29 protein-coding genes are annotated in these 25,493 nt (G+C 69.8%); 17 read left to right on the top strand and 12 right to left on the bottom strand.

Annotation, left to right across the window (positions count from 1 at the left end):
• Positions 1-98: 98 nt before the first annotated feature.
• Complete coding sequence (locus tag CXY76_RS11205; protein WP_104164455.1) at positions 99-536, top strand: GNAT family N-acetyltransferase; 438 nt, start codon at positions 99-101, stop codon at positions 534-536.
• The gene (locus CXY76_RS11200; RefSeq protein WP_104164453.1) at positions 533-976 is read left to right on the top strand and encodes a hypothetical protein; all 444 of its coding nucleotides are present in this window, start codon (positions 533-535) and stop codon (positions 974-976) included. Before CXY76_RS11205 ends, CXY76_RS11200 begins: the two co-directional genes overlap by 4 nt.
• Before the next feature lie 225 nt (positions 977-1,201).
• On the opposite strand, the gene CXY76_RS11195 is transcribed toward CXY76_RS11200, so the two are convergent.
• Positions 1,202-1,711, bottom strand: a complete 510-nt coding sequence (locus CXY76_RS11195) for a septum formation family protein (protein WP_104164451.1) — start codon at positions 1,709-1,711, stop codon at positions 1,202-1,204.
• A 340-nt stretch (positions 1,712-2,051) separates the two neighbouring features.
• Here CXY76_RS11195 and CXY76_RS11190 point away from each other — a divergent pair, with 340 nt between their 5' ends.
• The 3 genes from CXY76_RS11190 to CXY76_RS11180 all read left to right on the top strand — a co-directional run bounded on the left by CXY76_RS11190 (position 2,052) and on the right by CXY76_RS11180 (position 4,555).
• Positions 2,052-2,546: a Dps family protein gene (locus CXY76_RS11190; protein ID WP_088457703.1), complete on the top strand. Its 495-nt coding sequence runs from the start codon at positions 2,052-2,054 to the stop codon at positions 2,544-2,546.
• 192 nt (positions 2,547-2,738) lie between these two features.
• Positions 2,739-3,194, top strand: coding sequence for an SRPBCC family protein (locus CXY76_RS11185; RefSeq protein ID WP_104164571.1), 456 nt, complete (start codon positions 2,739-2,741; stop codon positions 3,192-3,194).
• Positions 3,195-3,385: 191 nt separating this feature from the next.
• A complete protein-coding gene (locus CXY76_RS11180) occupies positions 3,386-4,555 on the top strand; it encodes an LCP family protein (RefSeq protein WP_233199714.1) in 1,170 nt (389 codons plus the stop codon).
• A gap of 34 nt (positions 4,556-4,589) precedes the next feature.
• Here CXY76_RS11180 and aztD read toward each other — a convergent pair whose 3' ends face one another.
• From aztD to aztB, 4 genes are read right to left on the bottom strand one after another with little or no spacing between them, the layout of a single operon-like run.
• Positions 4,590-5,819, bottom strand: coding sequence for a zinc metallochaperone AztD (gene aztD / locus CXY76_RS11175; protein WP_104164448.1), 1,230 nt, complete (start codon positions 5,817-5,819; stop codon positions 4,590-4,592).
• A 30-nt stretch (positions 5,820-5,849) separates the two neighbouring features.
• Positions 5,850-6,764 carry a zinc ABC transporter substrate-binding protein AztC gene (gene aztC / locus CXY76_RS11170; protein ID WP_104164446.1) on the bottom strand — a complete coding sequence of 305 codons (915 nt, stop codon included), beginning with the start codon at positions 6,762-6,764 and terminating at the stop codon, positions 5,850-5,852.
• 4 nt (positions 6,765-6,768) lie between these two features.
• Positions 6,769-8,091: an ABC transporter gene (locus CXY76_RS11165; protein WP_104164444.1), complete on the bottom strand. Its 1,323-nt coding sequence runs from the start codon at positions 8,089-8,091 to the stop codon at positions 6,769-6,771.
• Positions 8,078-8,980 carry a zinc ABC transporter permease AztB gene (gene aztB / locus CXY76_RS11160; protein ID WP_104164442.1) on the bottom strand — a complete coding sequence of 301 codons (903 nt, stop codon included), beginning with the start codon at positions 8,978-8,980 and terminating at the stop codon, positions 8,078-8,080. The genes CXY76_RS11165 and aztB overlap by 14 nt, the downstream gene beginning before the upstream one ends.
• A gap of 49 nt (positions 8,981-9,029) precedes the next feature.
• Here aztB and aztA point away from each other — a divergent pair, with 49 nt between their 5' ends.
• The gene (aztA, locus tag CXY76_RS11155) at positions 9,030-9,746 is read left to right on the top strand and encodes a zinc ABC transporter ATP-binding protein AztA (RefSeq protein WP_104164440.1); all 717 of its coding nucleotides are present in this window, start codon (positions 9,030-9,032) and stop codon (positions 9,744-9,746) included.
• A gap of 12 nt (positions 9,747-9,758) precedes the next feature.
• Here the strand turns inward: aztA and CXY76_RS11150 are convergent, their stop codons facing one another.
• Positions 9,759-10,139 (bottom strand): DUF5655 domain-containing protein, encoded by a 381-nt coding sequence (locus CXY76_RS11150; protein ID WP_104164438.1) that lies wholly within the window; start codon positions 10,137-10,139, stop codon positions 9,759-9,761.
• 238 nt (positions 10,140-10,377) lie between these two features.
• Between CXY76_RS11150 and CXY76_RS11145 the strand changes: the two genes are divergently transcribed.
• Together CXY76_RS11145 and CXY76_RS11140 are read left to right on the top strand one after the other, a co-directional pair.
• Positions 10,378-12,681: an MMPL family transporter gene (locus CXY76_RS11145; RefSeq protein WP_104164436.1), complete on the top strand. Its 2,304-nt coding sequence runs from the start codon at positions 10,378-10,380 to the stop codon at positions 12,679-12,681.
• Between the two features lie 154 nt (positions 12,682-12,835).
• Complete coding sequence (locus CXY76_RS11140; protein ID WP_104164434.1) at positions 12,836-14,245, top strand: MFS transporter; 1,410 nt, start codon at positions 12,836-12,838, stop codon at positions 14,243-14,245.
• Positions 14,246-14,357: 112 nt separating this feature from the next.
• On the opposite strand, the gene CXY76_RS11135 is transcribed toward CXY76_RS11140, so the two are convergent.
• Positions 14,358-15,119, bottom strand: coding sequence for a DeoR/GlpR family DNA-binding transcription regulator (locus CXY76_RS11135; protein WP_104164432.1), 762 nt, complete (start codon positions 15,117-15,119; stop codon positions 14,358-14,360).
• A gap of 55 nt (positions 15,120-15,174) precedes the next feature.
• Between CXY76_RS11135 and CXY76_RS11130 the strand changes: the two genes are divergently transcribed.
• The 5 genes from CXY76_RS11130 to CXY76_RS11110 are packed head-to-tail and all read left to right on the top strand — an operon-like array spanning position 15,175 to position 17,488.
• Entirely contained in the window at positions 15,175-15,561 is a 387-nt protein-coding gene (locus CXY76_RS11130) for a DUF4406 domain-containing protein (protein ID WP_233199712.1), read from the top strand.
• Positions 15,558-16,247, top strand: coding sequence for an NUDIX domain-containing protein (locus CXY76_RS11125; RefSeq protein WP_104164430.1), 690 nt, complete (start codon positions 15,558-15,560; stop codon positions 16,245-16,247). The genes CXY76_RS11130 and CXY76_RS11125 overlap by 4 nt, the downstream gene beginning before the upstream one ends.
• A gap of 34 nt (positions 16,248-16,281) precedes the next feature.
• Positions 16,282-16,818: a TetR/AcrR family transcriptional regulator gene (locus tag CXY76_RS11120; protein WP_104164428.1), complete on the top strand. Its 537-nt coding sequence runs from the start codon at positions 16,282-16,284 to the stop codon at positions 16,816-16,818.
• On the top strand, positions 16,815-17,165 hold the full coding sequence (locus tag CXY76_RS11115) for a multidrug efflux SMR transporter (protein WP_104164426.1): 351 nt from the start codon (positions 16,815-16,817) through the stop codon (positions 17,163-17,165). Before CXY76_RS11120 ends, CXY76_RS11115 begins: the two co-directional genes overlap by 4 nt.
• A complete protein-coding gene (locus CXY76_RS11110) occupies positions 17,162-17,488 on the top strand; it encodes a multidrug efflux SMR transporter (RefSeq protein WP_104164424.1) in 327 nt (108 codons plus the stop codon). Before CXY76_RS11115 ends, CXY76_RS11110 begins: the two co-directional genes overlap by 4 nt.
• Positions 17,489-17,507: 19 nt before the next feature.
• On the opposite strand, the gene CXY76_RS11105 is transcribed toward CXY76_RS11110, so the two are convergent.
• Complete coding sequence (locus tag CXY76_RS11105) at positions 17,508-18,485, bottom strand: SRPBCC family protein (RefSeq protein WP_104164422.1); 978 nt, start codon at positions 18,483-18,485, stop codon at positions 17,508-17,510.
• A gap of 414 nt (positions 18,486-18,899) precedes the next feature.
• Between CXY76_RS11105 and CXY76_RS11100 the strand changes: the two genes are divergently transcribed.
• The 3 genes from CXY76_RS11100 to CXY76_RS11090 all read left to right on the top strand — a co-directional run bounded on the left by CXY76_RS11100 (position 18,900) and on the right by CXY76_RS11090 (position 20,710).
• Complete coding sequence (locus CXY76_RS11100; protein WP_146073437.1) at positions 18,900-19,832, top strand: hypothetical protein; 933 nt, start codon at positions 18,900-18,902, stop codon at positions 19,830-19,832.
• A 56-nt stretch (positions 19,833-19,888) separates the two neighbouring features.
• Complete coding sequence (locus CXY76_RS11095; RefSeq protein ID WP_104164418.1) at positions 19,889-20,269, top strand: hypothetical protein; 381 nt, start codon at positions 19,889-19,891, stop codon at positions 20,267-20,269.
• A 120-nt stretch (positions 20,270-20,389) separates the two neighbouring features.
• Positions 20,390-20,710, top strand: coding sequence for an ATP-dependent DNA ligase (locus tag CXY76_RS11090; RefSeq protein ID WP_104164416.1), 321 nt, complete (start codon positions 20,390-20,392; stop codon positions 20,708-20,710).
• A 24-nt stretch (positions 20,711-20,734) separates the two neighbouring features.
• Here the strand turns inward: CXY76_RS11090 and CXY76_RS11085 are convergent, their stop codons facing one another.
• The 3 genes from CXY76_RS11085 to CXY76_RS11075 form a co-directional block, all read right to left on the bottom strand.
• A complete protein-coding gene (locus CXY76_RS11085; protein ID WP_104164414.1) occupies positions 20,735-21,550 on the bottom strand; it encodes an MBL fold metallo-hydrolase in 816 nt (271 codons plus the stop codon).
• Between the two features lie 131 nt (positions 21,551-21,681).
• On the bottom strand, positions 21,682-22,374 hold the full coding sequence (locus CXY76_RS11080) for a DUF4386 domain-containing protein (protein WP_104164412.1): 693 nt from the start codon (positions 22,372-22,374) through the stop codon (positions 21,682-21,684).
• A gap of 114 nt (positions 22,375-22,488) precedes the next feature.
• Positions 22,489-23,046, bottom strand: coding sequence for a TetR/AcrR family transcriptional regulator (locus CXY76_RS11075; protein WP_104164410.1), 558 nt, complete (start codon positions 23,044-23,046; stop codon positions 22,489-22,491).
• Between the two features lie 145 nt (positions 23,047-23,191).
• Between CXY76_RS11075 and CXY76_RS11070 the strand changes: the two genes are divergently transcribed.
• A complete protein-coding gene (locus tag CXY76_RS11070) occupies positions 23,192-24,253 on the top strand; it encodes an SDR family NAD(P)-dependent oxidoreductase (RefSeq protein WP_104164408.1) in 1,062 nt (353 codons plus the stop codon).
• Between the two features lie 124 nt (positions 24,254-24,377).
• Here CXY76_RS11070 and CXY76_RS11065 read toward each other — a convergent pair whose 3' ends face one another.
• Positions 24,378-25,460 (bottom strand): acyltransferase family protein, encoded by a 1,083-nt coding sequence (locus CXY76_RS11065; protein ID WP_104164406.1) that lies wholly within the window; start codon positions 25,458-25,460, stop codon positions 24,378-24,380.
• Positions 25,461-25,493 lie beyond the last annotated feature (33 nt).

The raw sequence follows: 25,493 nt of genomic DNA, 5'->3' as shown, positions 1-25,493 counted from the left end.
GCCGCCCAGCCGTTTCCTAACGAACCCCTAACGGCCGCGGCTCACCGCGCCCCGGCGGCGGAGTTGCGGGGCCCGGCCGGTTCCGGTTGAGTGACCTCATGACGGATGACGAGTACAGGTTCTCTGCGGACCGGGACGAGATGGACCGCGAGCGGATCCACCTCTGGCTGAGCACGGAGGCGTACTGGGCCCTCGGTCGGGCACGGTCGGTGCAGGATGCCGCGATCGACGCCTCCATCAACTTCGGCATGTTCGAGGTGGTTACGGGCCGGCAGGTGGCCTACGCGCGCCTGGTCACCGACTCGGTGACGTTCGCCTGGCTCTGCGATGTGTTCGTCGACCCCGCCGAGCGGGGCAACGGAGTGGGCGTGGCGCTGATCGAGAATGTCGGGGCGGCGCTCGACGCCCTGAACCTGCGGCGGGTGGCGCTGGCGACCTCGACGGCCCACGGCCTCTACGCGAAGTTCGGCTTCGAGGTTGTGGCCGCCCCCGGGCACTGGATGGAACGCCGGGCCGAGGCGCCGGCCGCCTCGTGAACCTTCAGCCGAGAACCGTGCGGATGGTCGGCGTCGGGTTGTTCTGCGTCGTCGGTCTGGCCGCCTGCTCGGCGTCGATCGCCGCGTCGTCCTACGACGGGATGCTGCCCGAGCATGCCATCACGACGCCCGCACCGGCGCCGGCGGATGGCGAGGCCGACCTGCTGGCACCGTTCCCCACCGCGGGCTGGCTCGATGACGGCGATCAGTTCGCGATCGTCCTCGGTGGCAGTTCGAGCTGCCCCAGCTACCCGGTGTCGATGGTCGTCGATGACAGCCGCACCCTGAGCATCGAGATCGGGCAGAGCGGCGGCCCGGCCTGCACGGCCGACATGAAGCTGCGCACTCACGTGCTCACGACGCCGGCCGGGCTGGACCCGACCGGGGAAGTCACCATCCGCTACAGCGAGTCGGAAACCGCGGTTCTGCCCGCCCTCTGAGGCCCCGCCCGGCGGGCGCATCCTCCCGGGCGCAAAAAAAGCCCCGGTGCCGCTCACGCTTTGGGGGAAAGGGAGCTGGACACCGGGGCCAATCGTTGGAGTGGGGGAACTCCACGTGTAACCGTACGCCCTCTGGGCTGCATGTGCGCTGCACGCCACCTTAGAGTTTTCTCCGTGCCGCCCGTGGGCGCTGCGCCCTCCGGGAGTGATCCCGGTCGCGAGGGGCTAGACGCCGGTGCCCGCGAGCGAGCCGGTGGTCTTGTCCTCACCCATGACGAGGCAGAGAATTTCGCGGTCGCCGCTGTCCCAGCTGCCCTCGCTGGGGGAAAGGTAGTTGAAGAGGAGGGTGGATTCCTCGTAGGACTTGCCGACAAAGGTGGCGAACTCGGCGACACAGCCGTCCTCGGCGATCTGGGTGAGGGCGTCGTCGCCCGGGAAGGCTCCGTCTTCGGTCACGTCGAAGGCGAAGTAGGCCTCGTAGTCATGCGCATCCGCACACGGAATGGCCGTGACGCTCTCGACCTCGTCGGCGTCCTGATCGTTGAAGCAATCGCCGACCGTGAGCGAGAACACGTCGGCCTCGCCGGCCTCGCTGATCTCCTGCGTCTCGGCATCGCGTGCCGCCTCTTGGGGAAACAGGTCGCTGAGCGAGGTGCATCCGGAGAGTGTCAGCGCGCCGACCGAGAAGGCGGCGATGATCAAGCCGGTGCGCAGGCGCGCGGTGGTTCGGGACATTGTGGTGCCTTTCAACGGATGCTGGGGTCCGGAGCGCAGGACGGTGTGCGCCGGCAGTCAGAGAATGCCGCCCGGTGCTCGAACCCCAAAAATATTGGCACCGGCGGCGCCTCCATCTTGGCCGAGTGCGAAACCCAAGCGCAAGCCGCACCGGCGCGGTTCTCTCGCACGGATCGCCGAAGGTATCACCCCAAAAACCCCGAAAGTCCAGGCCGCGACCGCGAGCGTTCCGAGTAGCGATTTTGTCGGCGTCCGCTGCTAGTGTGTGCTCTCAGAACAGGCGGGGCGCCGGTCGACCATTCGGCCCGATTCCATTCCCGCCGGCGACGAAGGGAATCCCATGAAGGCATCCGCAGAACTCGGCAGCAACCTGCAGTCGGTCCTGGTCGACCTGATCGAACTGCACGTCCAGGGCAAGCAGGCGCACTGGAGCGTCGTGGGAAAGAACTTCCGCGACCTGCACCTGCAGCTCGACGAGATCATCGACGACGCCCGAATCTTCACCGATGAGCTGGCCGAGCGGATGCGCGCGCTCGACGCCCTGCCCGACGGCCGCACCGAGACCGTCACCAAGACCACGCACCTGCCCAAGTTCCCCGCCGGCGAAGTCGACACCACCGAAACCGTGGGCCTGGTCACGGCGCTGCTGACCGCAACTGTCGACAACATCCGCGAAATTCACGAGGCCGTTGATGAAGAAGACCCGGCCAGCGCTGATATTCTGAACGGCTTCATTCTGAAGCTCGAGCAGTACATCTGGATGGTCAGCGCGGAGGACCGGAAGCCCCGGAAGCCCACCGCGAAGGACTCGACCCGCCCGGTCGGCAAGGCGTAACTCGCCTCCGGCGGCCGGATTCGCCACGAATTCGGCCGCCACCGTGACGAATGGCCGCCCGGATCCGTCTTAGGAGGACCAGCACTTCGCACAATCGAGTCCGCCCGGCTGTGACCCGAGCGCCAACCACCATCGGCGCGACAGGACACGCTCGCAAGGAAACATGTTTTCCAGGAAAAGAGGATGAATCCCGTGACCCAGGTAATCGAGACAATCGACGTAGACGTTCCCGTTCGGACCGCGTACAACCAGTGGACCCAGTTCGAGTCTTTCCCGCACTTCCTCGACTTCGTCGAGAGCATCACCCAGCAGGACGACACCCACACGCACTGGAAGGTGAAGATCGGCGGAGCCGAACGTGAGTTCGATGCTGAGATCACCGAGCAGCACCCCGACGAGCGCGTCGCCTGGAAGAGCATCTCCGGTGACGAGAAGCACGCCGGAGTGGTGACGTTCCACCGGCTGAGCGACACCTCGTCCCGCGTCACGGTGCAGCTGGACTGGGAGGCCGAAGGCTTCCTCGAGAAGGTCGGTGCCGTGTTCGGCGTCGACGACCACGTGATCCGCAAGGACCTCAAGCAGTTCAAGACCTTCGTGGAGAACCCGGCCAACCAGGCCGGCGGCTGGCGCGGAGACGTTTCCGTCTAACCCCGCCTCCGTTTTCGCCCCGTTTGTACACCCTCTGGCTGCGGTTCCCTCGCCAGACTATGCTCCGTGCGAGAGGCGTAGCAGCGCGCTAGATACCGTCTCGAGCAGTGCAACGGATGGGCCTACCGGTGACCGAACTGCCGCACACGACGGGCATTGCCCGGCATGGACGACTGACGAGGTCCCACGCCGTGACGGGGGTGCTGAGCGCGGTGGCGCTTGGCCTGGCGGTGATCCTCGTGAGCGGCGCCGCATTGGCCGCGTTCGCCCTCTGGCAGTTCAGCAGCACCGTGGCCGCCAACTCGATCGACATCGACGGCGCCGACGCCGCCCCGCCGCCGGGGATCGGCAGTTACGAGAACGGCTTCAACCTGCTCATCGTCGGCGTCGACAACGACTCGGCCCAAGGGTCGGCGTACGGCGTGCGGGAGACCACCCTCAACGATGTGAACATCCTGGTTCATGTGTCTGCCGACCACACCAACGCCGTGGTCGTGAGCATTCCCAGGGACCTCGTGGTGGCGCATCCGGAGTGCACCGATGCCGCCACCGGCGAGGCGTTCGGCGCGTTGGCTGCCGCCCCGGTGAACGAGGCGATGGGCCGCGGCGGCCTGCCCTGCGTGGTCAACACCGTTGAAGAACTCACCGGTCTGGACATCCCGTACGCGGGGCTGGCGTCTTTCGCCGGTGTCGTCCGGCTCACCGATGCCGTCGGCGGCGTACCGGTCTGCCTGTCCGAACCCGTCGACGACCCGAAGGCCGGCCTCTCCCTGCCCGCCGGCACCAGCATCGTGTCCGGCGACACCGCCCTGGCCTTCCTGCGCAGCCGCCACGGCGTCGGCGACGGCAGCGACCTGGCCCGCATCTCGTCGCAGCAGCTCTACTTGGCCTCGCTCATGCGCACGGTGCGGGGCGACGGCACCCTCACCGACCTGCCCAGGCTGTACGCCTTGGCCAATGCCGCGGCCGGCAACATCAGCCTCTCCACGAGCTTCGCCCACACCGACACCATGGTGTCGATGGCGCTGGCGTTGGCGGACATCGACCTGGACAGGCTGGTCTTCGTGCAGTATCCGGGCACCACTGAGGATCCGGACTACCCGGGCAAGGTTGTTCCGCTGCAGGGCCTCGCCGACACGATGTTCGCCAAGATCGCCGCCGACGAGCCGTTTTCCCTCACTGCCGCCGCGCCCACCGACGAACCGCTCGTCGCCGGACCGCCGGCCGAGAGCCCGGAGGGGCCTGTCGAACCGGATGCCGCGGCGCCGCCCGCGACACCGACACCGACACCGGAGGCATTGGACGGTCTCACCGGGCGTACCGCCGCCGACGAGTCCTGCGCCCAGGTGGCTAGCGACTGAGTTCTGCACCGGCTGAGACCTGCACCACCGAGCCTTAGCCGGTGACGACCGCGATCTCGTTCGGTGTGGCGTGCAGCTCCACCGAGGTGATGACCTCACCGGTGGCCAGGTCCACGGCGTGCAGCGAGTTGGTGGCCGGCTCGGTCACGTAGGCGGTGCCACCGACCACGGTGAGCGCCGGGTGCGCATCCTGCCATTCGACCGGGCTCTCCCAGGCGCCGATCACCGGGTAGGAGTCGCCGAGTTCGCCGGTCTCCGGGTCGAGCACGTACAGCGAACCGTCCGACGCCAGGATCAGGGCCTCGTCGTTCGGACCGCGGGCCACGCCGCGCCAGGTGTACTCCACGCCGGCGGGAAGGTCGATCACCGTGGAGGTCTTCGCGACGGTATCGACGAGCACCAGCTCGCTCAGCAGGTAGCCCTCGGAGTCCGGGTCGGAGTTGTAGTCGCCGACCGCAATGGACGAGGTCTCGGAGACGTAGGCGTTGCCGGTGCGGCCGTAGGCATCCGGCGCCGCGATCTTGGTGATCATGCCGTTGTCGTACACCAGCACGCCGTCGCTGCAGCCGAACACGGCGATTTCGTCGGCGGCCGCGCCCTCGCCGTGCACCGACGGGCACTCGGCGTTGCGGGCGATTTCCTCCCGGTCGGCGTTCAGCACGCGGATGCCGGTGCGGGCCTCAGAGGTGCCGACGGTGGTGAGCAGGGTGCCGTCGTCGAGCTCGATCGAGACGCCATGGTGGGCAGCTTCGGCCGGAATGACCTCGGTGGCCGGCAGCTCGTCGGCCTCCAGCAGCGCGGCGGTGTCGAAGATGGTGGTCTCGCCGGTGCCGTCGGCGTAGAGGATGGTCTTGTCGCCGTGCTTGACCACGTGCCCGGCAGCCGGAGCCTCGAAGACCAGGTCAGTGAGCCGCGGGTCCGCGGTCTGGGCGTCGCCTGCCGCGTCGGTCCAGGTACCGGTGTCGAGCACCCGGAATCCCTCGGTGGTGGTGACCAGCACGTGCCGGCCGTCCCCGGCGGTGTTCAGCCGGTTGAATCCGGCCAGGGGCAGGTCGGCCTCGAGGTCGAGGGTGTCGCCGTTGAGCACGTAGAGGCCGCCGTCGTAGGTGAGGGTGACCCGGGGCTGCGCGTCCGCCGCCGCGGTGCCGGCCGAGCCGGCGCCGGAGCCGCCCGGCGCGGCATCCGTGCCGGCGCAGGCGGACAGGAGCAGGGTGGACGCGGCGATGACGCCGAAGAAGGCCGTGGTGCGGTGGTGTGTTTTCATGTCTTCTTTTCTGTGTTGAAGGGCGCCCCGTCAGGGGGAGAGCCCGGTGGCGATGCGCTGGGTGTTGGTGCGCATCATGGTGAGATAGCTGTCGGCGCCGGCGCCGGGTTCGCTGAGTGATTCGGTGAAGAGCTCCACCACGGCAACCTCGAGGCCGGCTTCGTCGGCGAGCACCTGCACAAGCCGGTCGGGCTGGGAGGACTCGGCGAAGATGGTGGTGACGCCGGCGGCGTCGATTGCGTCGACGAGGCTCTGCAGGTCGGAGGCGCTGGGTGCGGCGAGTGTGGAGCCACCGGGGATCACGGCGCCCACGACGGTGAAGTCGAACCTGTCGGCCAGGTAGCCGAACACGTGGTGGTTGGTGACCAGGTTGCGGTGCTCGGCCCCGATGGCGGCGAAGGCCGTGGTCATCTCGGCGTCGAGGGCGCGCAGCTCGGTCGCATAGGCCGCCGCCTGCGCCTCGATCGCGGCGGCATCGGCGCCCGCGACGTCGGCCTGGACGGCCGCTGCCACCGCCTCGACGACCTCGATCATGCGGGCCGGATCGGTCCAGAAGTGCGGGTCAGCGGTGTCGCTGCCGGCGGCATAGGGCAGCGGGTCGATCACCGTGCCCGCGGCGAGCATCGGCACCCCGGCTGCGTCGGCCGCGTCGAGCTGCTGCTGCAGCCCCTCCTCGAGGCCGAGGCCGTTGGACACGATGAGGTCGGCGCGGAGGATCCGCGCGGCCTCCTGTGCCGAGATCTCAAAGGAGTGCGGGTCGGAGTTCGGGCGCATCAGGGTGAGCACCTCCGCCTGCTCGCCCACGAGGTTCTGCACGACGTCGCCGAGGATGTTGGTGGTCACCACGATCAGCGGCCGGCCGGCGGCCGGGGCGGCGCAGCCGGTGAGGGTGCCCAGGGTCAGTGCGCCGGCGAGGGCCAGGGTGAAGGGGCGGATCGAGCGCATCGGCCTACCGCCCCGTCTCGGCGAGGAAGCGTGGTTCGCCGTCGATGGGGAAACTCCGGGCGATACGAGCGCTGTCGGCGAAGTCGATTTCGTAGACCACCCCGTCGGTGGGGGCGTTCAGGTAGGCCCGGCCGGCGTCCACGGTGAGTTCGACGCCGTCGAGCAGGGCCGCGGCACCGTTCGCGGCGGCCGCGAGGGTGGCGGGCAGCAGCGGCTCGGTCGCGGCGAGGGTGCGGCCGGTGGTGGCCTCGAGCACGAGCACCCGGCCGTCCCTGGCGAGGGCCACAACGTGCTCGGCGTCGTCGTCGACCGCCGTGACCTGCAGCAACGGGGTGTCGGTCCCCAGCCTCGACCAGCGGCGTTCCCGGGTGTCGAGCAGCCAGGCACCGCTGTCGCCGGCGACGGCGGCCACGGTGGGCCGGCCGGCCCGGTTGCGGAACTCCACGGCCCGGTCCGCGGCTGCGACGCCGTCGGGGAAGGGAATCCGCTCGAAGGCGATCGCGGCGGCGGCGTCGGTGCTCGCGTCGGTGCCACCGTCAGTACCCGTGCCCGCGGTGGCCAGCAGGGCGCCGTCGGCGCAGCCGAACACCACCCCGACGGAGGTGGTGATCGTGCCGGAGAGCTCGGCGCAGTCCGCGGTTGCTCCGGCGACCGGGTCGCCAGACGCCTCGAGCACCTGCACGGCGTCGATTCCGTTCGCGGTGCTGCCCGGCGCATCCGTACGGCCGGTGATCACCCGGTCACCGAACGGAACCAGAACGCCGGCGCCGGGCTCGCCCTCGATGCGGGCGAGCTCGGTGACGGTGCCGTCGCCGAGGTCGTGGGCGTCCAGGAGCAGGCCGGTGCCGGAGTCGGCGAAGCGCACGGTGGTGAGGGTGCCGCCGGCGGATACGACGCCGGTCCCGGTGCCGGTGACGGTGCCGACGACGGCAGGTCCGGCCCGGTAGTAGTGCTGGTGGTCTTCGTGGTCCACGGTCCAGGCGCCGCTGTCCACGATCGTGACGGTGCCTGGCCCGGCGGCCGCGGCGAAAACGAAGCGCCCGTCGGTGGAGAGGCCGCTCACCTGGTCGAGGGTGGTGACCGGGCTGGAGGTGCCATCCAGCAGGTCGAGCAACGCGAGGCTGCCGGCCGTGTTGACCGTGGCGAGGTGCAGTTGTGGTTCGGCCATCTCGGCGGCGCCGGCCACGTAGCCGTGCGGCACGGCGCTCGCCGGTGGCGTGGTGGCCGGGCCGGCGGCGGGGCTGGCGCAGGCGGTCGCGCCCAGAATGGTGGCGACGGCGAGCAGGGACCCGATGGTTCGGGTGGCGAGGGGATTAGAGGGCGACAATGGCGTCTTTCTGGTCAGGCGCGGTCAGGACGGCGGTGGAGGGCGCGGCCGGGGGCGCCCCGGCGCGTGCCCGGACAAGGGCTACGAGACGGCGCCCGCTGGCCGACACGGCGACGAGGGTCACGGATGCGGCGGCGATCGTGGCGCCAGCGGCCGTGCCGGCGTGCCAGGAGACGAGGAGCCCGCCGAGCACGGCCGTGGCCCCGAGCAGGGCGGCGAGCAGCATGATCGCGGGGATGCGGCGCACCCAGTGCCCGGCCGCGACGGCCGGCGCGAGCAGCAGTCCCACCACGAGCAGGGAGCCGACGGCGCCGTAGGAGGCGACCACGGCCAGGGTGACCAGGCCGACGAGCATGACCTGCGCCAGGCGTGGGCGCAGGCCCAGGGTGCGGGCGAGCCGGGGATCGAAGGCCAGCGCCACGAAGGCCCGGTGGAACAGCGCGGCCACGAGCACGGTCACCCCGAGGGCGGCGGCCAGGCCGGCCAGGTCGCCGGTGTCGATGGCGAGCACGTCGCCGAACAGGATCGCGGTGAGGTCGACGGCGAAGCTGCGCGAATGCGACACGATGATCACGCCGAGGGCGAGCATCCCCACAAAGAGCAGCCCGATGCTGGTGTCGGAGGAGAGCCGGCCGCGGCGCGCGATCAGGCCGACGCCCAGGCTCATCACCATGGCGCTCACGGCCGCGCCCACGATCACCGGCAGGCCCAGCAGCGAAGCGAGCGCCACCCCGGGCAGCATGCCGTGAGCCATCGCCTCGCCGAGAAAGGCCATGCCCCGCACGACCACCCAGGTGCCCACAACCGCGCAAATCGCGGCCACGAGCACGCCGCCGAGGAGGGCGCGCAGCATGAAATCCGCCGAGAGCGGGTCGGTGAGCCAGGTCATGACAGCGACTCTAACTGATAATGGTTCTCATTATTGATACGGTGGGGTCATGCAGCCCACGCCGAACCCCCGTCAGATCCCCGTAATTCCGGCCCGGATCACCCTCCGGCAGATCCGGGTGGTCCACGGCGGAACCGTGGCCCTGGACGGCGTGTCGGCCACGATCCGGTCGGGCCGGGTGACCGCCCTGGCCGGTGCCAACGGGTCGGGCAAGTCCACCCTGCTCGGCGTGCTGGCCGGCATCCAGCCGTGGCAGGGCGGTGAACGCCTCGCGGCGCAAGCCGGCCGGATCGCTCTGGTGGTGCAGCAGAGCGCCGCCCCCGACACACTGCCGCTCACCGTGCTCGAGACCGTGAGCATGGGCCGCTGGGCGCACCGCGGCCTGTGGCGGCCGCTCTCGGGCGTCGACCGCGACATCATCGCTGTCAGCATCGAGGCACTCGGCCTGGCCGGCCTCGAGCGGCGCTCGCTCGGCGAGCTCTCCGGCGGCCAGCGGCAGCGTGCCATGGTCGCCCAGGGCCTCGCCCAGCGGGCGGATGTGCTGTTGCTCGACGAGCCCGCCGCCGGGCTCGACGGCGACGCACTTCTGCTCATCGACCTGGCCATCCGCGCGGAGGCCGCGAGGGGCGTCGCGGTCGTCTGCGCCACCCACGACCCCGAGGTGATTCGCCGCTCCGACCGGGTGGTTCGCCTGCAGGCCGGCCGGGTGGCCGAGGAGGACGGCGAGGCCCGCGCGGCCGGGGAGGAACTCGGCGGAAGCGACTGAGGTCGCCGGCGCTCAGCCGGCCTTGGCCCAGGCCTCGCGCAGGCAGGCGAGCACGCCGGGGTCGAGGTCGTCCGCTGAGTGCAGCTCGAGGTGGTGCATGAAGTGGTTGAGGGTGGGCTCGACCACCTCCTTCCACGGCGAGGAGGTGTCGAACCGGTCCAGGTCGACCGTGAGCACGAGCGGGGCCACGCTGCCGGAGAGGTACTGGCCCGGCAGCCAGGTCCACGCGAAGGATCGCTGCCGGCGGAACGCGATCTGGCTCGCCGTCACGCGAACCTCGGCGTCACCGATCGACACGACGGCCGCGGTGACGGCGTCGAAGAGCGTTCGCGCGAGCGGATCGCGCCCCGCGAAGTACTGCTCGAGTGGGATTGTCTTCGCCAATGCGGCCATGTGGGTCAGGGTAGCCCCGTCGGGCCGGTCGCGCCGGAACCCCCGGTGGCGCCCGGTCGGTGAGCCCGAACCCCGGGTCGCGCCCGGGCCCGCCGGTTGAGCCTGTCGAAACCGGGTGAGTTGCCTACCCAGACCCGCCACGGGCCCCCGACGGGAGTAGTTTGGCCGCGGTAGGGCCGGGGGCCCGGCGCATCCGGGCGCAGCGGGTGCGCATCCACTAGCTGAGGAATGACCCGCCATGTTGCGAAAACTGGGCGTGAGCGTCGCCCGCCACCGACTCATCGCCCTGTTGTGCTGGGTGGTGGCGCTCGCCGCCTGCCTGGCTACGGCCCTGCTCGGCGTCACCGGCGAGAGCCTCTTTCAGCGCCTGTCCAGCGCGGGCCCGTCGGTGGAGGGCGAGGCGCAAACCGCCAACGACCTGATCGAGGGCCCGGCCGACCAGCAGACCGAGTCCCTCTCGCTGCTTGTGCACCCCACCGACCTCGGCTCGCCCGACCTCGCCGCGATCCTCAATTCCGCCACCCTGCGGCTCGAGCAGGTCGACGGGGTCAGTCAGGTGGTCAACCCTCTCGTCATCCCGCCGCTGCCCGACGGCAGCCCCAATCCGGCGGCGGCACCGCTGCTCTCCGCCGACGGCGCGGGGATGCTCCTGACCGTGGCCATGGACACCACCGACGGAACCGTCAGCGACCCGCTGCTCACCTATGTGGAACGCCGCCTCCAGGTGGCCGCCGACGAGATCGGCCAGCTCGACCCGAATGCCCAGGTGGAGGTCGGCGGAACGCCCCTGATCGTGGAGTCGCTCGTCGCCGTTGCCGAGGCCGACCTGCAGAAGGGCGAACTGATCGCCCTGCCGATCGCGCTGCTGGTGATGCTGATCATCTTCGGCGGCTTCCTCGCGGCCGGCATCCCGCTGGTCGGCGCCATCGCGTCGATCATCGGCGCGCTCGGGATGCTCTACGCCTTCACCTATCTGATGGACATCGGCATCACCGTGATGAACGTGATCACCGTGATCGGGCTCGGACTCTCGATCGACTACGGGCTGCTGATGGTCAGCCGGTTCCGGGAGGAGTTCCGGGCGCGGGTGGGCGGCGGCGGCCCCGGCGCCCCACCTGGACCGCACGGGGAGCCGTTCCTGGACCTGCCGCCGCTTGAGACCGGGGAGCTGGCCACCCTGCCCCACCACCGGCACAGCCGTCACGAACTGATGCTCCAGGCCGTGGGCAGCACGGTCAACACGGCCGGCCGCACGGTGCTGTTCTCCGGGCTGACCTTCGCGATCGCGACGGCGGGCCTGCTTGTGTTCGAACCGTCGATCATCCGGGCGATCGCCATCGGGGCGATCTGCGTGGTGCTCATCGCCATCCTCACCGCGCTGGTCCTGGTCCCGGCGCTGCTCGGCTACCTCGGCGAACGGCTGGTGCAGCCCGGCGTGCTCACCCGCATCCCCGGAGTCGGCCGGTGGCTCACCCGCTTCGGTGACATCGCGCCGGAGGAAGGCGTCTTCTCCAAGCTGGCCCGGCTCGTGCAGCGGGCGCCGGTGCTCGTCGCGCTCGGCGGCACCGCCGTGCTGCTGCTGCTGAGCAGCCCGGTGCTGTCGATGACGGTCGCCAACAGCGCCGACGACGCCATCCCGCCCTCGTCCAGCCAGTACGACTTCATCACCACCCTGAACGAGGAGTTCCCGCTGGCCACAGCACCCCGGGTGCAGCTGGTGTCGAGCACCGACGAGGCCGGAGCGACCGCCTGGGCCACCGAGGTCGCCACCCTGCCCGGGGTGACGGATGTCGCGCCGCCGGTCGAGACGAACGGCTACTGGGTGTCCAGGGTCGCCGTCGACACTCACGAGGGCACCGACGTGGTGCGCCAGATCCGCGCCGACCGGCCGGCCTTCGACAACTGGGTCGGCGGCGCCGACGCGCAGGCCGTGGACTACCTCGACTCGTTGGCCAACGGGGCGCCCTGGGCGGTACTCATCATCGCCCTGGCCACCTTCGTGCTGCTGTTCCTGATGACCGGATCGGTGATCATCCCGCTCACCGCCTTGGTGATCAGCGCAATCTCCCTGGGCGCGGCCGCCGGCATCCTGGTGTGGGGGTTCCAGGAGGGCAACCTGTCGGGCCTGCTCAACTTCGACCCCGACACGATCTCCGGGGTCGACGCCCTCGTGCTCACCCTGGTGCTCACCTTCGGCTTCGGCCTCGCCATGGACTACGAAATGTTCCTGCTCGCCCGCATCAAGGAGCACCACGACCGCGGCGAGAGCACCCGCCTGTCCATCGAGACCGGTCTGCAGAGCTCCGGCCGCATCATCACCTCGGCCGCGTTGATCATCGTGCTGGTCTTCGCGGGTTTCGCCACCGGTGAGCTGATGCAGATGAAACAGATCGGCACCGCCCTGGCCGTGGCGGTGCTGCTGGATGCGACGCTGGTGCGGATCGTGCTCGTGCCCGCGGTCATGACCTCCCTCGAGCGCGTCCTCTGGTGGGCCCCGCGCTGGACCGCCCCCATCCACACCCGCTTCGGCCTGAGCGAATAGCCCGGGTCCGCGCCGCCTCGCGCCTCGCCGGCCGCAACTGGTCCCGCTGCGGACTTGTGCACCCGGCACACCGGGGCCAGATGTCCGCATCGGGTGCACGTGCCCCAAAAGGCGGTCGGGGCGGGCCGCCCGACCGGCGTGGTTGACTCAACCCATGGCATCTCGGGGGCGAACGGCGCGTGACCGCGCCCCGGGCGGTGCCGGCCCGTTCGCGTTCGCCCCCTTCCGCTGGTTGCTCACCGCCCGCACCATCGCCACCCTGGGCAACGCCGCCGCCCCGATCGCCCTCGCCTTCGCGGTGCTCGACCTCACCGGATCCGCCGTGGACCTCGGCATCGTGGTGGCGAGCCGGTCCATCGCCAACGTGGCCGTGCTGCTGTTCGGCGGGGTGATCGCCGACCGGCTGCCCAAGCACCTGCTGCTCGTCGGCACCTCCCTCGCGGCGGCCGCCACCCAGGCCGGGGTCGCCGCCCTCGTCCTGTCGGGCTCGGCCACGATCCCGCTGCTCGTGATCCTCAGCGTCCTCAACGGGGCCGTGGCCGCCGTCAGCTTTCCGGCCTCGGCCGCGATCGTGCCGCAGACCGTGCCGGTGGCCCAGTTGCGACCGGCCAATGCGCTGCTGCGGCTGAGCCTCAACGGCGGCGCGATCCTCGGCGCCAGCCTCGGCGCGATCCTGATCGCCGCGGTCGGCCCGGGCTGGGGGCTCGCGCTCAACGCCGCATCCTTTGCCCTGGCCGGCATCGTCTTCGCATTCGTGCGCACGCCGAACGCGCCACGCACCGTCGACGCTGCCGTCCCGGCCAGCAGCGTGCTCCGTGAGCTGCGCGAGGGCTGGCAGGAGTTCTCCAGCCGCACCTGGGTGTGGGTGGTCGTGGCCCAATTCGCCCTCGTGAACGCCGCATTCGTGGGGGCGATCGCGGTGCTCGGCCCGCTCGTGGCCGACGACAGCTTCGGCCGCGCCGCCTGGGGACTGATCATCGCCGCCGAAACCGTGGGCCTGGCGCTCGGTGGGCTGCTCGCCCTGCGCTGGCGGCCGCGGCACGCCCTGGGCATCGGGGTGGGCCTGGTCGCGGTCACCGCCCTGCCCATCGTGGGACTCGCGATGGTGCCGCTGGTTCCGCTGCTCGTCATCGCGTTCCTTCTCGGCGGGGTGGCCATCGAGCAGTTCGGGGTGGCCTGGGACCAGTCGCTGCAGCAGAACATCCCGCCGGCCAAGCTCGCCAGGGTGTACTCCTACGACGCCGTCGGCTCGTTCATCGCCATCCCGGTGGGGGAGATCCTGGTGGGACCGCTCGCGCACCTCTGGGGAACCACGCCGGTGTTGCTCGGCTGCGCCGCCGTGATCGTGGTCGCGAGCCTCGCGGCGCTCTCCGTCCGCAGCGTCCGCCGGCTCACCGTCGGTGTGCCCGAAGCCGCCGTGCCCGACACCGCCGTGCCCGACATCACACCGCCCGACACCGCAGTGCCCAATGCCGCAGTGCCCGCTGCCGCCACTCCCTCTGAGCCTTTTGTGCCTGCCGCCAGTCCCGGCAAGCCGCCCCGCCCGGCGCCAGGCCAGGCCTAACTGTTCCCGCTGCGGACTATTGCGCCCGGTGCGCCGGGCGCAATTGTCCGCACGGGGCACTGTTGCGGCCGAATGGCGCGCGCGGCCACCCGCATCCGGCGGCCGCCTGCGGTCAGTCGCCGGTGGTCAGGATGCTGACGCCGGCGTCGCGCAGCTCGGCAAGGGTTCGATCGCCGGCCGCGGTGTCGGTGATGATGCCCGCGATCTCGCCGAACGGCAGCACCCGGTAGGGCGAGGCCACCCCGATCTTCTCGGCGCTCGCCAGCACGTAGGTGTCGGCCGCCCGGCCCGCCAGGGCGCGTTTCATCGCAGCCTCCTCCACGTCGCCGGTGGTCAGGCCGGCGGTGGGGTGTACCCCGGTGACGCCGAGCAAGAACAGGTCTGCCGTGATCGCCTGGGCGGCTTCGACCGCGGCGGCGCCGCAGGTCACCGCGGAGTGCTTGAACAGCCGGCCGCCCAGCAGGAACACCTCGATGCCCTCGTGGGGCACCAGTGCGGCGGCGATCGTGGGGCTGTGGGTGATGATCGTGCAGATCAGGGTCGGTGGCAGCGCCTGCACCACCGCGAGGGTGGTCGTGCCACCGTCCAGGATCACGGTGCTGCCCGGCACGATCAGCCGGGCCGCACGCGCGGCGACACGGTCCTTGCTGTCGGGCTCCACGAGCGTGCGCTCGGCATACTGCGCCGCTGCGGGCGACACCGGCAGGGCGCCGCCGTAGACCCGCTGGCACAGGCCCGCGGCGGCGAGCTCGCGCAGGTCACGGCGCACGCTGTCGTCGGAGAGTCCTAGTTCCGCGGCGATCTCCTTGGCCACGACCTTGCCGTCCTGGGCAAGCCGGTTGAGCAGGAGGGCCTGGCGTTCCGCTGCGAGCATTCCACATTCCTTCCGACTTGTTCACGTTTCTGCACGTTGTACTACTGTAGCGGACATGACCAGCTCCCTGATGATCCTCATCGCCGGCCCCTACCGTTCGGGCACCGGCGACGACCCCGTGCTCCTCCGCCAGAACCTCGACCGCCTCGAGGAGGCGGCCTGGCCGATCTTCCAGGCCGGGCACCTGCCGATGATCGGCGAGTGGGTGGCGTTGCCGGTGCTCGCCAGCGCCGGGGTGACGGATGTGGCCCATCCGCTGGCCGCCGGGGTGATGTATCCCACGGCCGAACGCCTGCTCGAGAGGTGCGACGGTGTCCTGCGGCTGCCCGGCGACTCCCGCGGCGCCGACCAGGACGTCGCCATCGCCAGACGCCGGGGCATCCCGGTGTACACCAGCCTGGCCGAGATCCCCGGCATCGCCGAAGCGCCGGAGCACCGGTGACCCCGGTCGCACTCGGGCGACTCGGCGTCGACCTGCCGGACGGTCGGGGGCGTACCGGCCTGGACCAGGTCGGCGCCGGCCTGCACGGCAACCCGGCCGTCAGTGTCGAGCGGGTGGAGGTGACCTCCGACGGGTGGCATGTGCTGCGGCGCACCACCTTCGGCTACCGGCGGCGTGATGGCCGGGTCGTCACCGAGCAGCGGGAAACGTACGACCGCGGCAACGGCGCCACCATCCTGCTCTACGACCCGGACCGGCGCACCGTACTGCTCACCCGGCAGTTCCGCTACGCCGCCTACGTCAACGGCCACGCCGACGGCATGCTCATCGAAACCGCGGCCGGGCTGCTCGACGACGACGCCCCTGAGGTGGCGATCCGCCGGGAGGCCGGCGAGGAGCTCGGCGTGAGGGTCGGCGCACTACGGCACGTGTTCGACCTGTACATGAGCCCGGGCTCGGTCACCGAGCTGGTGCACTTCTATCTGGCCGCGTACGGGGCGGCCGACCGGGTCGACTCTGGGGGCGGCCTGGCCGAGGAGGGCGAGGACATCGAGGTGCTCGAGGTGCCGATCGGCGACGCCCTGGCCATGGTGGCCGACGGCCGCATCGTCGACGGCAAGACCGTCATCCTGCTGCAGTGGGCGGCGCTGACCGGACTCTTCTCGGAGGCGGCCCCGCGCGAGTAAGCAATATCTACCGTACGTACGGTATAGTTACGGCATGAGATCAAGTTCCCGCCCCGAGATTCTGGATGCCGCGCTGCGGGTCGTCGACGCCGTCGGCGGAGCAGACATCACCTATCAGTCGGTGGCCCACGAGGCCGGCCTCACCAAGGCCGGCCTGATGTACCACTTCCCCACCAAGGACGTGCTGATGATCGCCGTGATCGAGCACGTCATCGACCGCTGGCAGGCGGAACTGCAGGCGGTGCTCGGGGTGCCGCTTCTCGAGTCCACGTTGACGGAACGGGTCCATGCATTCGTGAGGTTCGCGGGCGAGGGCGGGGTGACCCAGGGGGAGTTCGTTGTGTTCTCCGAGGCCGTGCGCCGCCCGGAGCTGTCGGCCCCGTGGCTGGAGTATCTGCAGACCTGGTTCGGTTTCGGCGACGGTGTCGACACGACACCGCTGCTCCTGGTCTGGTTGGCCACGAATGGACTCTGGATATCCGAGGCGACGGGGATTCTCTCGATCGGGACGGAACAGCGCGCAGATCTCGTGCGCCGCCTGCTCGGACTCATTGAGGGGGCCTCCCGGTGAAGAAGTGGCTCATCCTCTCTGCCGCGATCGTGCTCGAGGTCACCGCGACGCTGTCCCTGCGCGCGGCCATCGACGATCCCTGGTGGACCGTGCTGGCCGTTGTCGGATACGCCGGTGCATTCGTTGCGCTCTCGCTCCTGCTCCGACTGGGAACGCCCATCGGGGTCGTCTACGGCATCTGGGCCGCAGCCGGCGTCGCCCTCACCGCGGTTATCGCCTCGGTCATCTTCGGCGAGCCCTTCACCTTCATGATCGGTCTGGGAATCGTCATCGTGATCGCCGGAGTGGTCCTGGTCGAGACCGGACACGGCGTTCCCCACACCGAGGATGCGGAGGTGACGCCATGACCTGGCTCTTCCTGGTGGGTGCGATCGTCACGGAAGTCGGCGCGACGATGTCCCTGCGCGCATCCGAGGGGCTGCGAAAGAAACGCTGGATCGCTCCCGTAACGGTCCTCTACATCACAGCGTTCTCGTTCCTCACCGCGGCGCTGGCGAACGGCATGCCGGTGGGGATCGCCTACGGCATCTGGGCCGCATCCGGAGTGGCGCTGACCGCGGTCGGTGCGCACTTCTTGTTCAACGAACGATTGACGTGGCGGATGATCGCCGGCATCGTGCTCATCGCCGTCGGAGTGTTCGTCATCGAGCTCGGCGCTCCGGCACACTGAGCTTCACGAATCAGTCCGACTAGTCGGCCGGATGCTGACCGCGAGTGGCCACCTCGGCCTCGGCGAGCTGGGTGAGCTTCTCGAGGCTCAGGGGCCACTGTTCACCGAACATGCCCGCCCACTCATCGTCCACGTCCACATCCACCGTCAGGGTGGTCACCCCGTCGGTCTCGGCGAACGTGTAGTTCTCGTGGGTGCCGATCAGCCGCTTGGCGTCGTCGCTGGTGGTGTCCTCGATGCCGTTGACGATCTGCCCGCGGTACTCGATCGAGAGGAACTCGTGCGGCCGGTGCTCGACGATCACCCCGACCATGCCGCCCATCTTGCCGTCCTCGTCGTTGCCGAAAAACCGGATCTCGCTGCCGGGCAACCAGCTGCCGAGGAAGTACGACCCCGGATTGAATACGCTGGTCCACTGCCGGTAGGTGGCATCGTCGAGCATCGTCTCCCAGACGATCTCGGCCGGGGCATTGATCTGCGTTGAAAAATGCATGGTTTCCATGGGGGGAGTGTAGCTCCGGTCCCGTTGCTGCGCCCCGGCGGCCTCGGCGAGGCCCTTGAGCTTGGCCAGTCCCTTCGGCCACAGCTCACCGAACAGTTCGGCGTAGGTGTCCGCGGTGTCCACGTCGATCGTCACCGTCGTCGTCCCGTCGGTCTCGCTGAAGGAGTAGGCCTCCCGCGCGCCGATCAGCTGCCGGGCCTCACGGCTGGTGGTGTCATCGACGTCGTTCACGATCTGACCCTGGTACTCGATCAGAACGAACTCGTACGGACGGTGTTCGGTGATCACCCCGAACATGCCGTTGAGGCCGTTCATTTCACCGTCGGGATTGCTGCCGAGAAACCGGATCTCGCTGCCGGGCAACCAGGTGCCCTCGAAGTACGAGTCCGGGTTGAACACGCTCGTCCACTGCCTGTAGGTGGAAGCGTCGAACATCGTCTGCCAGACGACGGCGGCCGGCGCATTCACCAGGATTGAGAAATGCTGCGTCTCCATGCGGTGAGTGTAGCTCCGGCCGCGTCGTGCTCCTAGGGCTCGGCACGCGGGCCCGAACACCGAGGGCAGCCAATTGTTCGAATATGTTTTCCCATACACACCTGTGGATAACCCTGTGGACAGGGTGTGGAAAACCCCGGAATCACCGCGCCAAGGCTGTGGATTGGGCTGTGGAAAAGCTGGGGAGAGAGCTGTGCACTTCTCTGGAATGATCCGGCGCGGCGATGTCGAACCAGCGCCGAGCTCGTGCTAGCAGTCTCGAAGGCGGATTCGCCTCAGCGCGGCTGGCGCGCGGCCCGCGAGTGGCCCGGAAATCTGTGGTCACGGATGGAGGCGCAGAAGGTCTAGCCTGATCCAAAGCGGCACTGTGGCCGCGGGGGGCACGCACCGGCGCGGAGCCCCGGAAAGCGGCCAGTGAGTTCGACGGATGTAACACGATCGGCGGAATTCGATGCCTTCGGCCCCTGGGTGGACCGGGTACACGACGCCACAGAGCTCCCCGGCCTGTACCGGGACTATCCGGTGGATTTCGCCACCAGCCAGCTCGTGCTCAAAGTTCCCCGCAACATCAGCCGCCGCGACGCACAGCCCACGATGGACCTCTACGACCACCTGATCATCGTGGCCCCTGACACACTTGTCGTGTTGAGCCGCGCGGACCCCGACACCGGCGGGAGCGCCCTCGGCTACACCGAGCGCACCCTCGGCTACGGCGATGTCGTCGCGGTCACCGACACCGTCGACCTGGTCGACGGCCGCATCGACATCCTGGCCCGCACTGGCGAGACCCTCACCGTGCCGTACAACGGGTCGTCTGAACAGGTGATCACCCACCTCATCGACGTGCTGAGCGAACTCTCGCTGGCGGCGCTGCGGCCCACGCTGACCGTGACGCTCCCCGAGGCGGATGCCGCGCCGGCCGACCTCGATCTGCTCGACCTGGGCAAGGAAGATGTGGGCCTGGTCACCTCCTACTTCGACGTGATGCGCCACGAGTTCGGGGCCACCCTGCTCGCTGCCCACGGCCGTGAAGTCCTGCCGCCCAACGGCGGCCTGGTCAGTCGGGTCGCGCACGCCATCTATCCGATGACCCTGCACGGAGCGGTGCTCTGCCGCACCGAGCGTGAGCTGCACATAATCGGCCGCAAGGGCTGGTTGGTGCGTGGAAACACCCCCGACCTGTCCTGCGCGCACACGACAATTCCGCTGGCCGCGATCGATGAGATCGGGCTGGTGCCGCACCCGACCTACCCGGGCGCCTCCGTTGTCACCCTCCACCTGGGCGCGGCCAGGATCGACATGGTGCTGCCTGCCGGATCGGCCGCCGTGCAGGCGCTCGTCGCGTAGCGTTCGTGTGGCCGCGGTCATTCCCAAGACCCGGCCGCGCGGTTATCGTCGGTGGCATGAAGCTCATCACCTACGCCGGCGGCACGATCCTTACCGGCGACGACGTCGCGGAGGCCTTGCTCGACTACGTCACCGCGCACTCCCAGGGTGAGGAGAGCATCGCGGTGGACATCCAGGTGCTCGAACCCGACGGCAGCACCCGCACGCACACTCTCGTGCTCGGACCGGCCACCGAACTCGATGTGGCGGATGTCGCGGAGGACACGCTCGCGGGCGAGATCGCGCTCTTTCCCCTGCCAATATTCCCGCCCAGCCACATCCTCGCGGTGAAGGAGCCATCGGCCGAGACCGAGGCAGAGGCCGAGGCGCACGCGGCCGACTTCAACAGGGCGGTCGAGGAAATCGACCAGGGCACCGACGGGCTGTTCGACCGTTGAGGCCGGGCGGAGCCGCGTGTCGTAGCCAGCGCGGCCGCCTCGGCCTACACTCCGTCGTGAGACACCGGGCCGCGCCGGTACTCGGATCGTGCGGGCCCTCCAGTCAAAACGAGGAATGTGATGGGCAAGTTCATCTACGGGACGCCGGCGATCTCGGTAGAGATCGACGACCGCACACTCGCGCATCTCAAGGTCGTGATCGTGGCCAAGTTGCGCCGCGGCGAAAGTTTCGCATTCTCCTGGGAAAGGTCGAAGGACTCGGGCAGCGGCCACAGCTCCATCTGGCTGAACCCCGCGGTACCCCTCGATTTCGAGTTCTCCGGCAAGCGCGAGCCTTCCCTCAACCGCACCTGGATCGACGAGCTCGTGCAGGTGGCGAACACCCCGGCGGGCCTGCGCATCCTCCCCGAACCGCCCGAGCAGACCCCGCGACCCGACTGACCAGCAAACTCGGCGCCGCGCGCCTCAGGTGAGGTCGTCGAAGTCGCCGCGCACCCAGCCCCAATGTCGATCGGCCGACCGGCGCACGACGTCACGGGCATCCGCCGCGATCACGTTGTCGAAGTTGCCGTACAGCCGGTCGAAGTCGAAGCCCTCCAGGGTGCGGGCGATCCGCTCCACCACCGGACCCGACAGCGGCAGCCGGTTGGGGTAGCTGCGCATGAAACTCACCGACGTGCGGTCGGGGTTGGCGAACACGGTGTCGCCGCTGAGCAGCACGCCCCGCCCCGCCGCACCGGCCGTCCAGTGCAGCACCCCGCTGCCGGGGAAGTGACCGCCCACCTGCATCAGCGTGACTCCGGGCAGCAGACGCACCCGGCTCGACCACGTCCGGATCACCGGGTCGGGCCGGGCCAGCCAGGCCAGGTCGGCCTCGGCCACCAGCACCGGCACGCCGCCGAGCGCCCGACTCCACTCCACCTGCACGCCGAACATATGCGGATGGCTGGCCACGATCGCGCGCACCGGCCCGCGTTCGAGCACCCGGCTGGCGATGTCGTCGTCCACGAAGCCGATCGGGTCCCAGAGCACGCTGCCCGTGGGGGTGCAGAGCAGCTTGGCCTGCTGGCCGATGCCCACGGCCGGGGTGCTCTCGATGCCGAACAGGTCGGGCTCCAGTTCGAGGAGGTCGGCCCGGTACCCCGCCTCGTGCAGGTCGGGGAGCGTGGTCCACCGCTGGCCGGTGGCCGGCACCCACTGGCGTTCATCGGCGCAGATGGCGCAGACGCCGGTGTTCTCGGCGTGCTCGACGCCGCAGGTGGCACAGATCCAGAAGCTCACGGGGGTTCCTTCCGCAGGTGTCACAGACATCCGGTGCCGTCAGTATGCCGCCGGGGCGCCGAGTTGCCCACCCGCGGACGAACTGCCCTGCCACGGCGGGGCATGTCGTCCGCAGCGGGGCAGGTCGCGGCTCATAGGAGCAGGAACACCCCGGTGGCCACCAGCCACAGCGACCACACCACGTACGCGACCGGGGTGAGGTGGGCCGCCAGCGCCCACCCGGCGCGCTCGAACGGTCCCACGAACTCGAAGGAGCACAGCACGAGCACCGCTCCGGCCACGATGCCCACGATGCCCAGCCAGTCCGGCAGGAGATAGGTCTGGGTGATCGAGACGCCGACGAGAATGCTCCAGGCGCCGGTGAACAGCAGCCCCAGGTGTTCACCGACCGCCACACCGAGGTAGCGGTTGAAGGCCTGGAAGACCACGTCGATGGACTCTTTGCGCGCGGGCGACGCATCCGCCTCGGCCTCTGCCCTGGCGAGGTACGGCACCAGGAACGGCCAGCGGATCAGGCCCAGGAACTGCACGAGCGCCGCCAGCACCCCCACGAGCGAACCGACGGACAGCAGGGTGGACTCGGCGCCGAGCAACGCGAACGGCAGCAGCCCGGCCAGCAGCGCGAGGAGGACCGCCGTCATGGCGAACACCCACCAGAGCAGCACCAGCCGGGGGCCGCCGCGGCGGAACCGCTCGAGCACCTCGGCGGTGGGCCGGCGCAGGATGTCGGGATAGTCGAAGGTCATCGCGAGGCCGATGAACGCGGCGTTGAAGACCAGCGGCAGCACGATCAGCAGCACGGCTGCCGCGACGATCTCGGTCACAACCCACCTCCGTTGCCCGCTCCCAACCGAACGTAGGCAAGCGGGGTGCCGCCCGCAAGCCCCTTGCGGCCGTCGTCCGCACCGGGGCACCTCCCGTGCGCTGGCGTTCGCGCCTCAGCGCGGGGTGAACGCCGCGTGGAAGAGCCCCCAGGCCCGCCGGGCCACAGCCGGACGGTCGGCGGCATCGCTGCGGGCCAGCACCCCGGCCAGCATCGACACCGCGAGGATCACATCGGCGGTGACGACGTGCTCGCCGATCCGGCCGGCCGTCTGCTCGCGCACGAGGAGGCGCGCCACGATGGCGTTGAGCCGCTCGTCCAGGTGCACCGCGCGGGGATCGTGGGCGTCGGCCATCACCAGATCGATGAGAGCCGTCGAGGCGAGCGCCTGGTCGATCACCCGGTCCAACAGGTCGTCGAGGGTGCTCTCCGGCCGGGCCACGAAGGTCTCGAGTTGCGCGAGGTTCTCGTCGAAGATGGCGATCGCCAGTGCGGTTCGATCGGGGAAATGCCTGTAGAGACTGCCCTGGCCCACACCGGCCCGGCGGGCCACGGCGCTCAGCGGCGCGGAGAAGCCGTCGGCGGCAAAAACCTCCCGCGCGGCGGCGAGGAGCGCACGCCGGTTTTCCGGTCCGGCGCTCGGTCCCCGGTTCGCTTTGGAATTTGTGGCCACCGAGGTAGGTTACATCCGGACAGCGTTGTCCGGATCGAGGAGGAAGTCGTGAGCGCCCACTGGGATCGCGACGTTAACTTGCCATCACCGCCGCCGACGCGGCCCGCACCGCCCTGCTCATCCCCAAAGAAAAGGAACCCCTCGCATGACTCAGACCACTCTCTCCGCAGACTCCTCGGTGGGCACCTGGCTCGACGACCCGACCGGCGGCCCGATCCTGCGTGACCTCCTCGCCCAGGCCGGCCAAAGCGCCGACGTGCTCAGGCCCGTGCGCCGCCTCGCGCTCAAGCGCCTGGTCAAGCTCAGCAAGGGCACCTTCCCGCCCGAGCTGATCGACGAACTCGTGCGCCGGGTCGAGGCCGGCGACGTTCCCGTGTCCGACACGACGGATGCGCCGGCGCCCGCCGAGCCCGCCGCATCCGGCCCGGCGCCGGTGGAGCGCCCGGAATGGGTCGAGCGCATCGATGCCGGCCGGTTCACCGGCAAGACCGTCATCGTGACCGGAGCGGGCTCGGGCATCGGGCGGGCCACCGCCTCCAGGGTCGCCAGGGAGGGTGGCCGGGTGATCGCCGTCGACATCTCGCAGGAACGCCTCGACGACTTCGTGGCCGAGTTCGCCGGCGCGGACATCGTGCCGGTGGTCGCGGACATCACCGACGACACCGCCATCGCCGCGATCGTCGAGGCCGCCGGCGGCCAGATCGATGCCCTCGCCAACGTCGCCGGCATCATGGACGACATGACCCCGGTGCACGAGGTGACCGACGCCGTCTGGCAGCGGGTGTTCGCGATCAACGTGGACGGCAGCATGAAGCTCATGCGCGCCGTGGTTCCCGGGATGCTCGAGCGCCAGTCCGGCTCGATCGTCAACGTGGCCTCCGAGGCGGCGCTCCGCGGCTCCGCGGCCGGGGTGGCGTACACGGCGTCCAAGCACGCGGTCGTGGGGCTGACCAAGAGCAGCGCGTACATGTACGGGCCCAGCGGCATCCGGGTGAACGCGGTGGCCCCCGGCCCCGTCATCACCAACATCGAGGCGAAGTTCGCGTCAGAGCTCGGTGCCCAGCGGGTGCGCGCCGGCATGGCCGTCTTGACCGACGCCGTCGAGGCGGATGCGCTCGCCGCGTCGATCACCTTCCTGCTCAGCGACGACGGTGTGAACGTCAACGGCCAGGTGCTGGCCAGCGACGGGGGCTGGTCGGTCGCCTAGTCGCCTGGTCTCGACAAGCTCGACCAACGGAAGGGTCGCGACCCCTCCCGCTGGTCGAGCTTGTCGAGACCTCGTGACGTGTTGTCGCGAACGCGGTTGACTCGCGGGATCTCGACAGGCTCGATCAGCGGGGAGGTTGAGCGCGTAGCCGGTACCGCCCGGTAACCACCCCGATCAGCCACTCGATCGGGCCCTTGCCCACGAATCGCCACCAGAGAATCCCCACGAGCGGCACACCGAGCACGAGCACGATCCAGGCGACGGGATCGGTGGTGCCGAAGCTGATCCCGTTGTCGGACATCCACGCGACCACGGCCACCTGGAACACGTACAGCGACAGCGAGATCGACCCGATCGCCTCGAAGGGCAGGAACACCGCACGCACCACGGCCGCGGTTCGCCGCCCCCGCAGCGATGCGAGCAGGATGATCACGCCCAGCACCCCGAGCACCAGCCCGGCGTCGTGCAGGGTGTCGAGGTAGCTGCCCGACGGGCTGAACTCCTCGCCGGTGGCGCCGCGCCACAGCGGGCCGAGCCACCAGGCGGGCACCGCGATCGCCAGCAGAATCCAGCCGGCGCGGCGGCCGCCGAAGCGGATGCGGAACAGCAGCGCCCCGAAGAGGAACCACGGCAGCAGGTTGGTCACCCGGTAGTGCGGGCTGAGGAACAGCCACTCGAGGAGGAAGCTTGCCGGGGTGCGCTCACCCACAGTGATCAGCGGACCGGTGGCGGCCAGCATCAGGTTGTTGAGCGGTGCGCCGAACACCAGCACCGCCGCCAGCACGGCGATCAGCGTGCGGGTGCCCAGCAGCACCAGAGGCGTGCCAATGGCGAGCACGATGCCCAGGAAGGACAGCACGATCGCGATCCAGCTGCCCCAGGTGGCCAGCAACAGGCCGAGCAGCACCAGGATGGCACCCCGGATGACGTTCTGCAGGATCACGGTCCGTACGTTCGCCGGGCTGGGTCCGGCCTTCGCCAGCACGATCGCCGCGGCGGCACCCATCGTGGTGGCGAACAAGGGGGAGGCCACGTCGTTCAGCTGGCCCTGCAAAAACGCCGTGGCCGCGGGCTGGTCGACCATGATGGGGCCGGCATGGGCGATGAGCATGGCCATGATGGCCACGCCGCGTGCCACATCGGGCACCAGGTACCGATCCCGCTGCAGGCGGGGAGCCAGGGGAACCACAACTGCGGACCCGGTCATGCGGTCACCTCTCGACGGTGGTCGTCTGGAACC

This window comes from Cryobacterium sp. N22, from assembly GCF_002929555.1.
Taxonomy (GTDB): domain Bacteria; phylum Actinomycetota; class Actinomycetes; order Actinomycetales; family Microbacteriaceae; genus Cryobacterium.
Note: the sequence above shows the minus strand (reverse complement) of the source record. Positions and strands in the feature narration are given on the sequence as shown.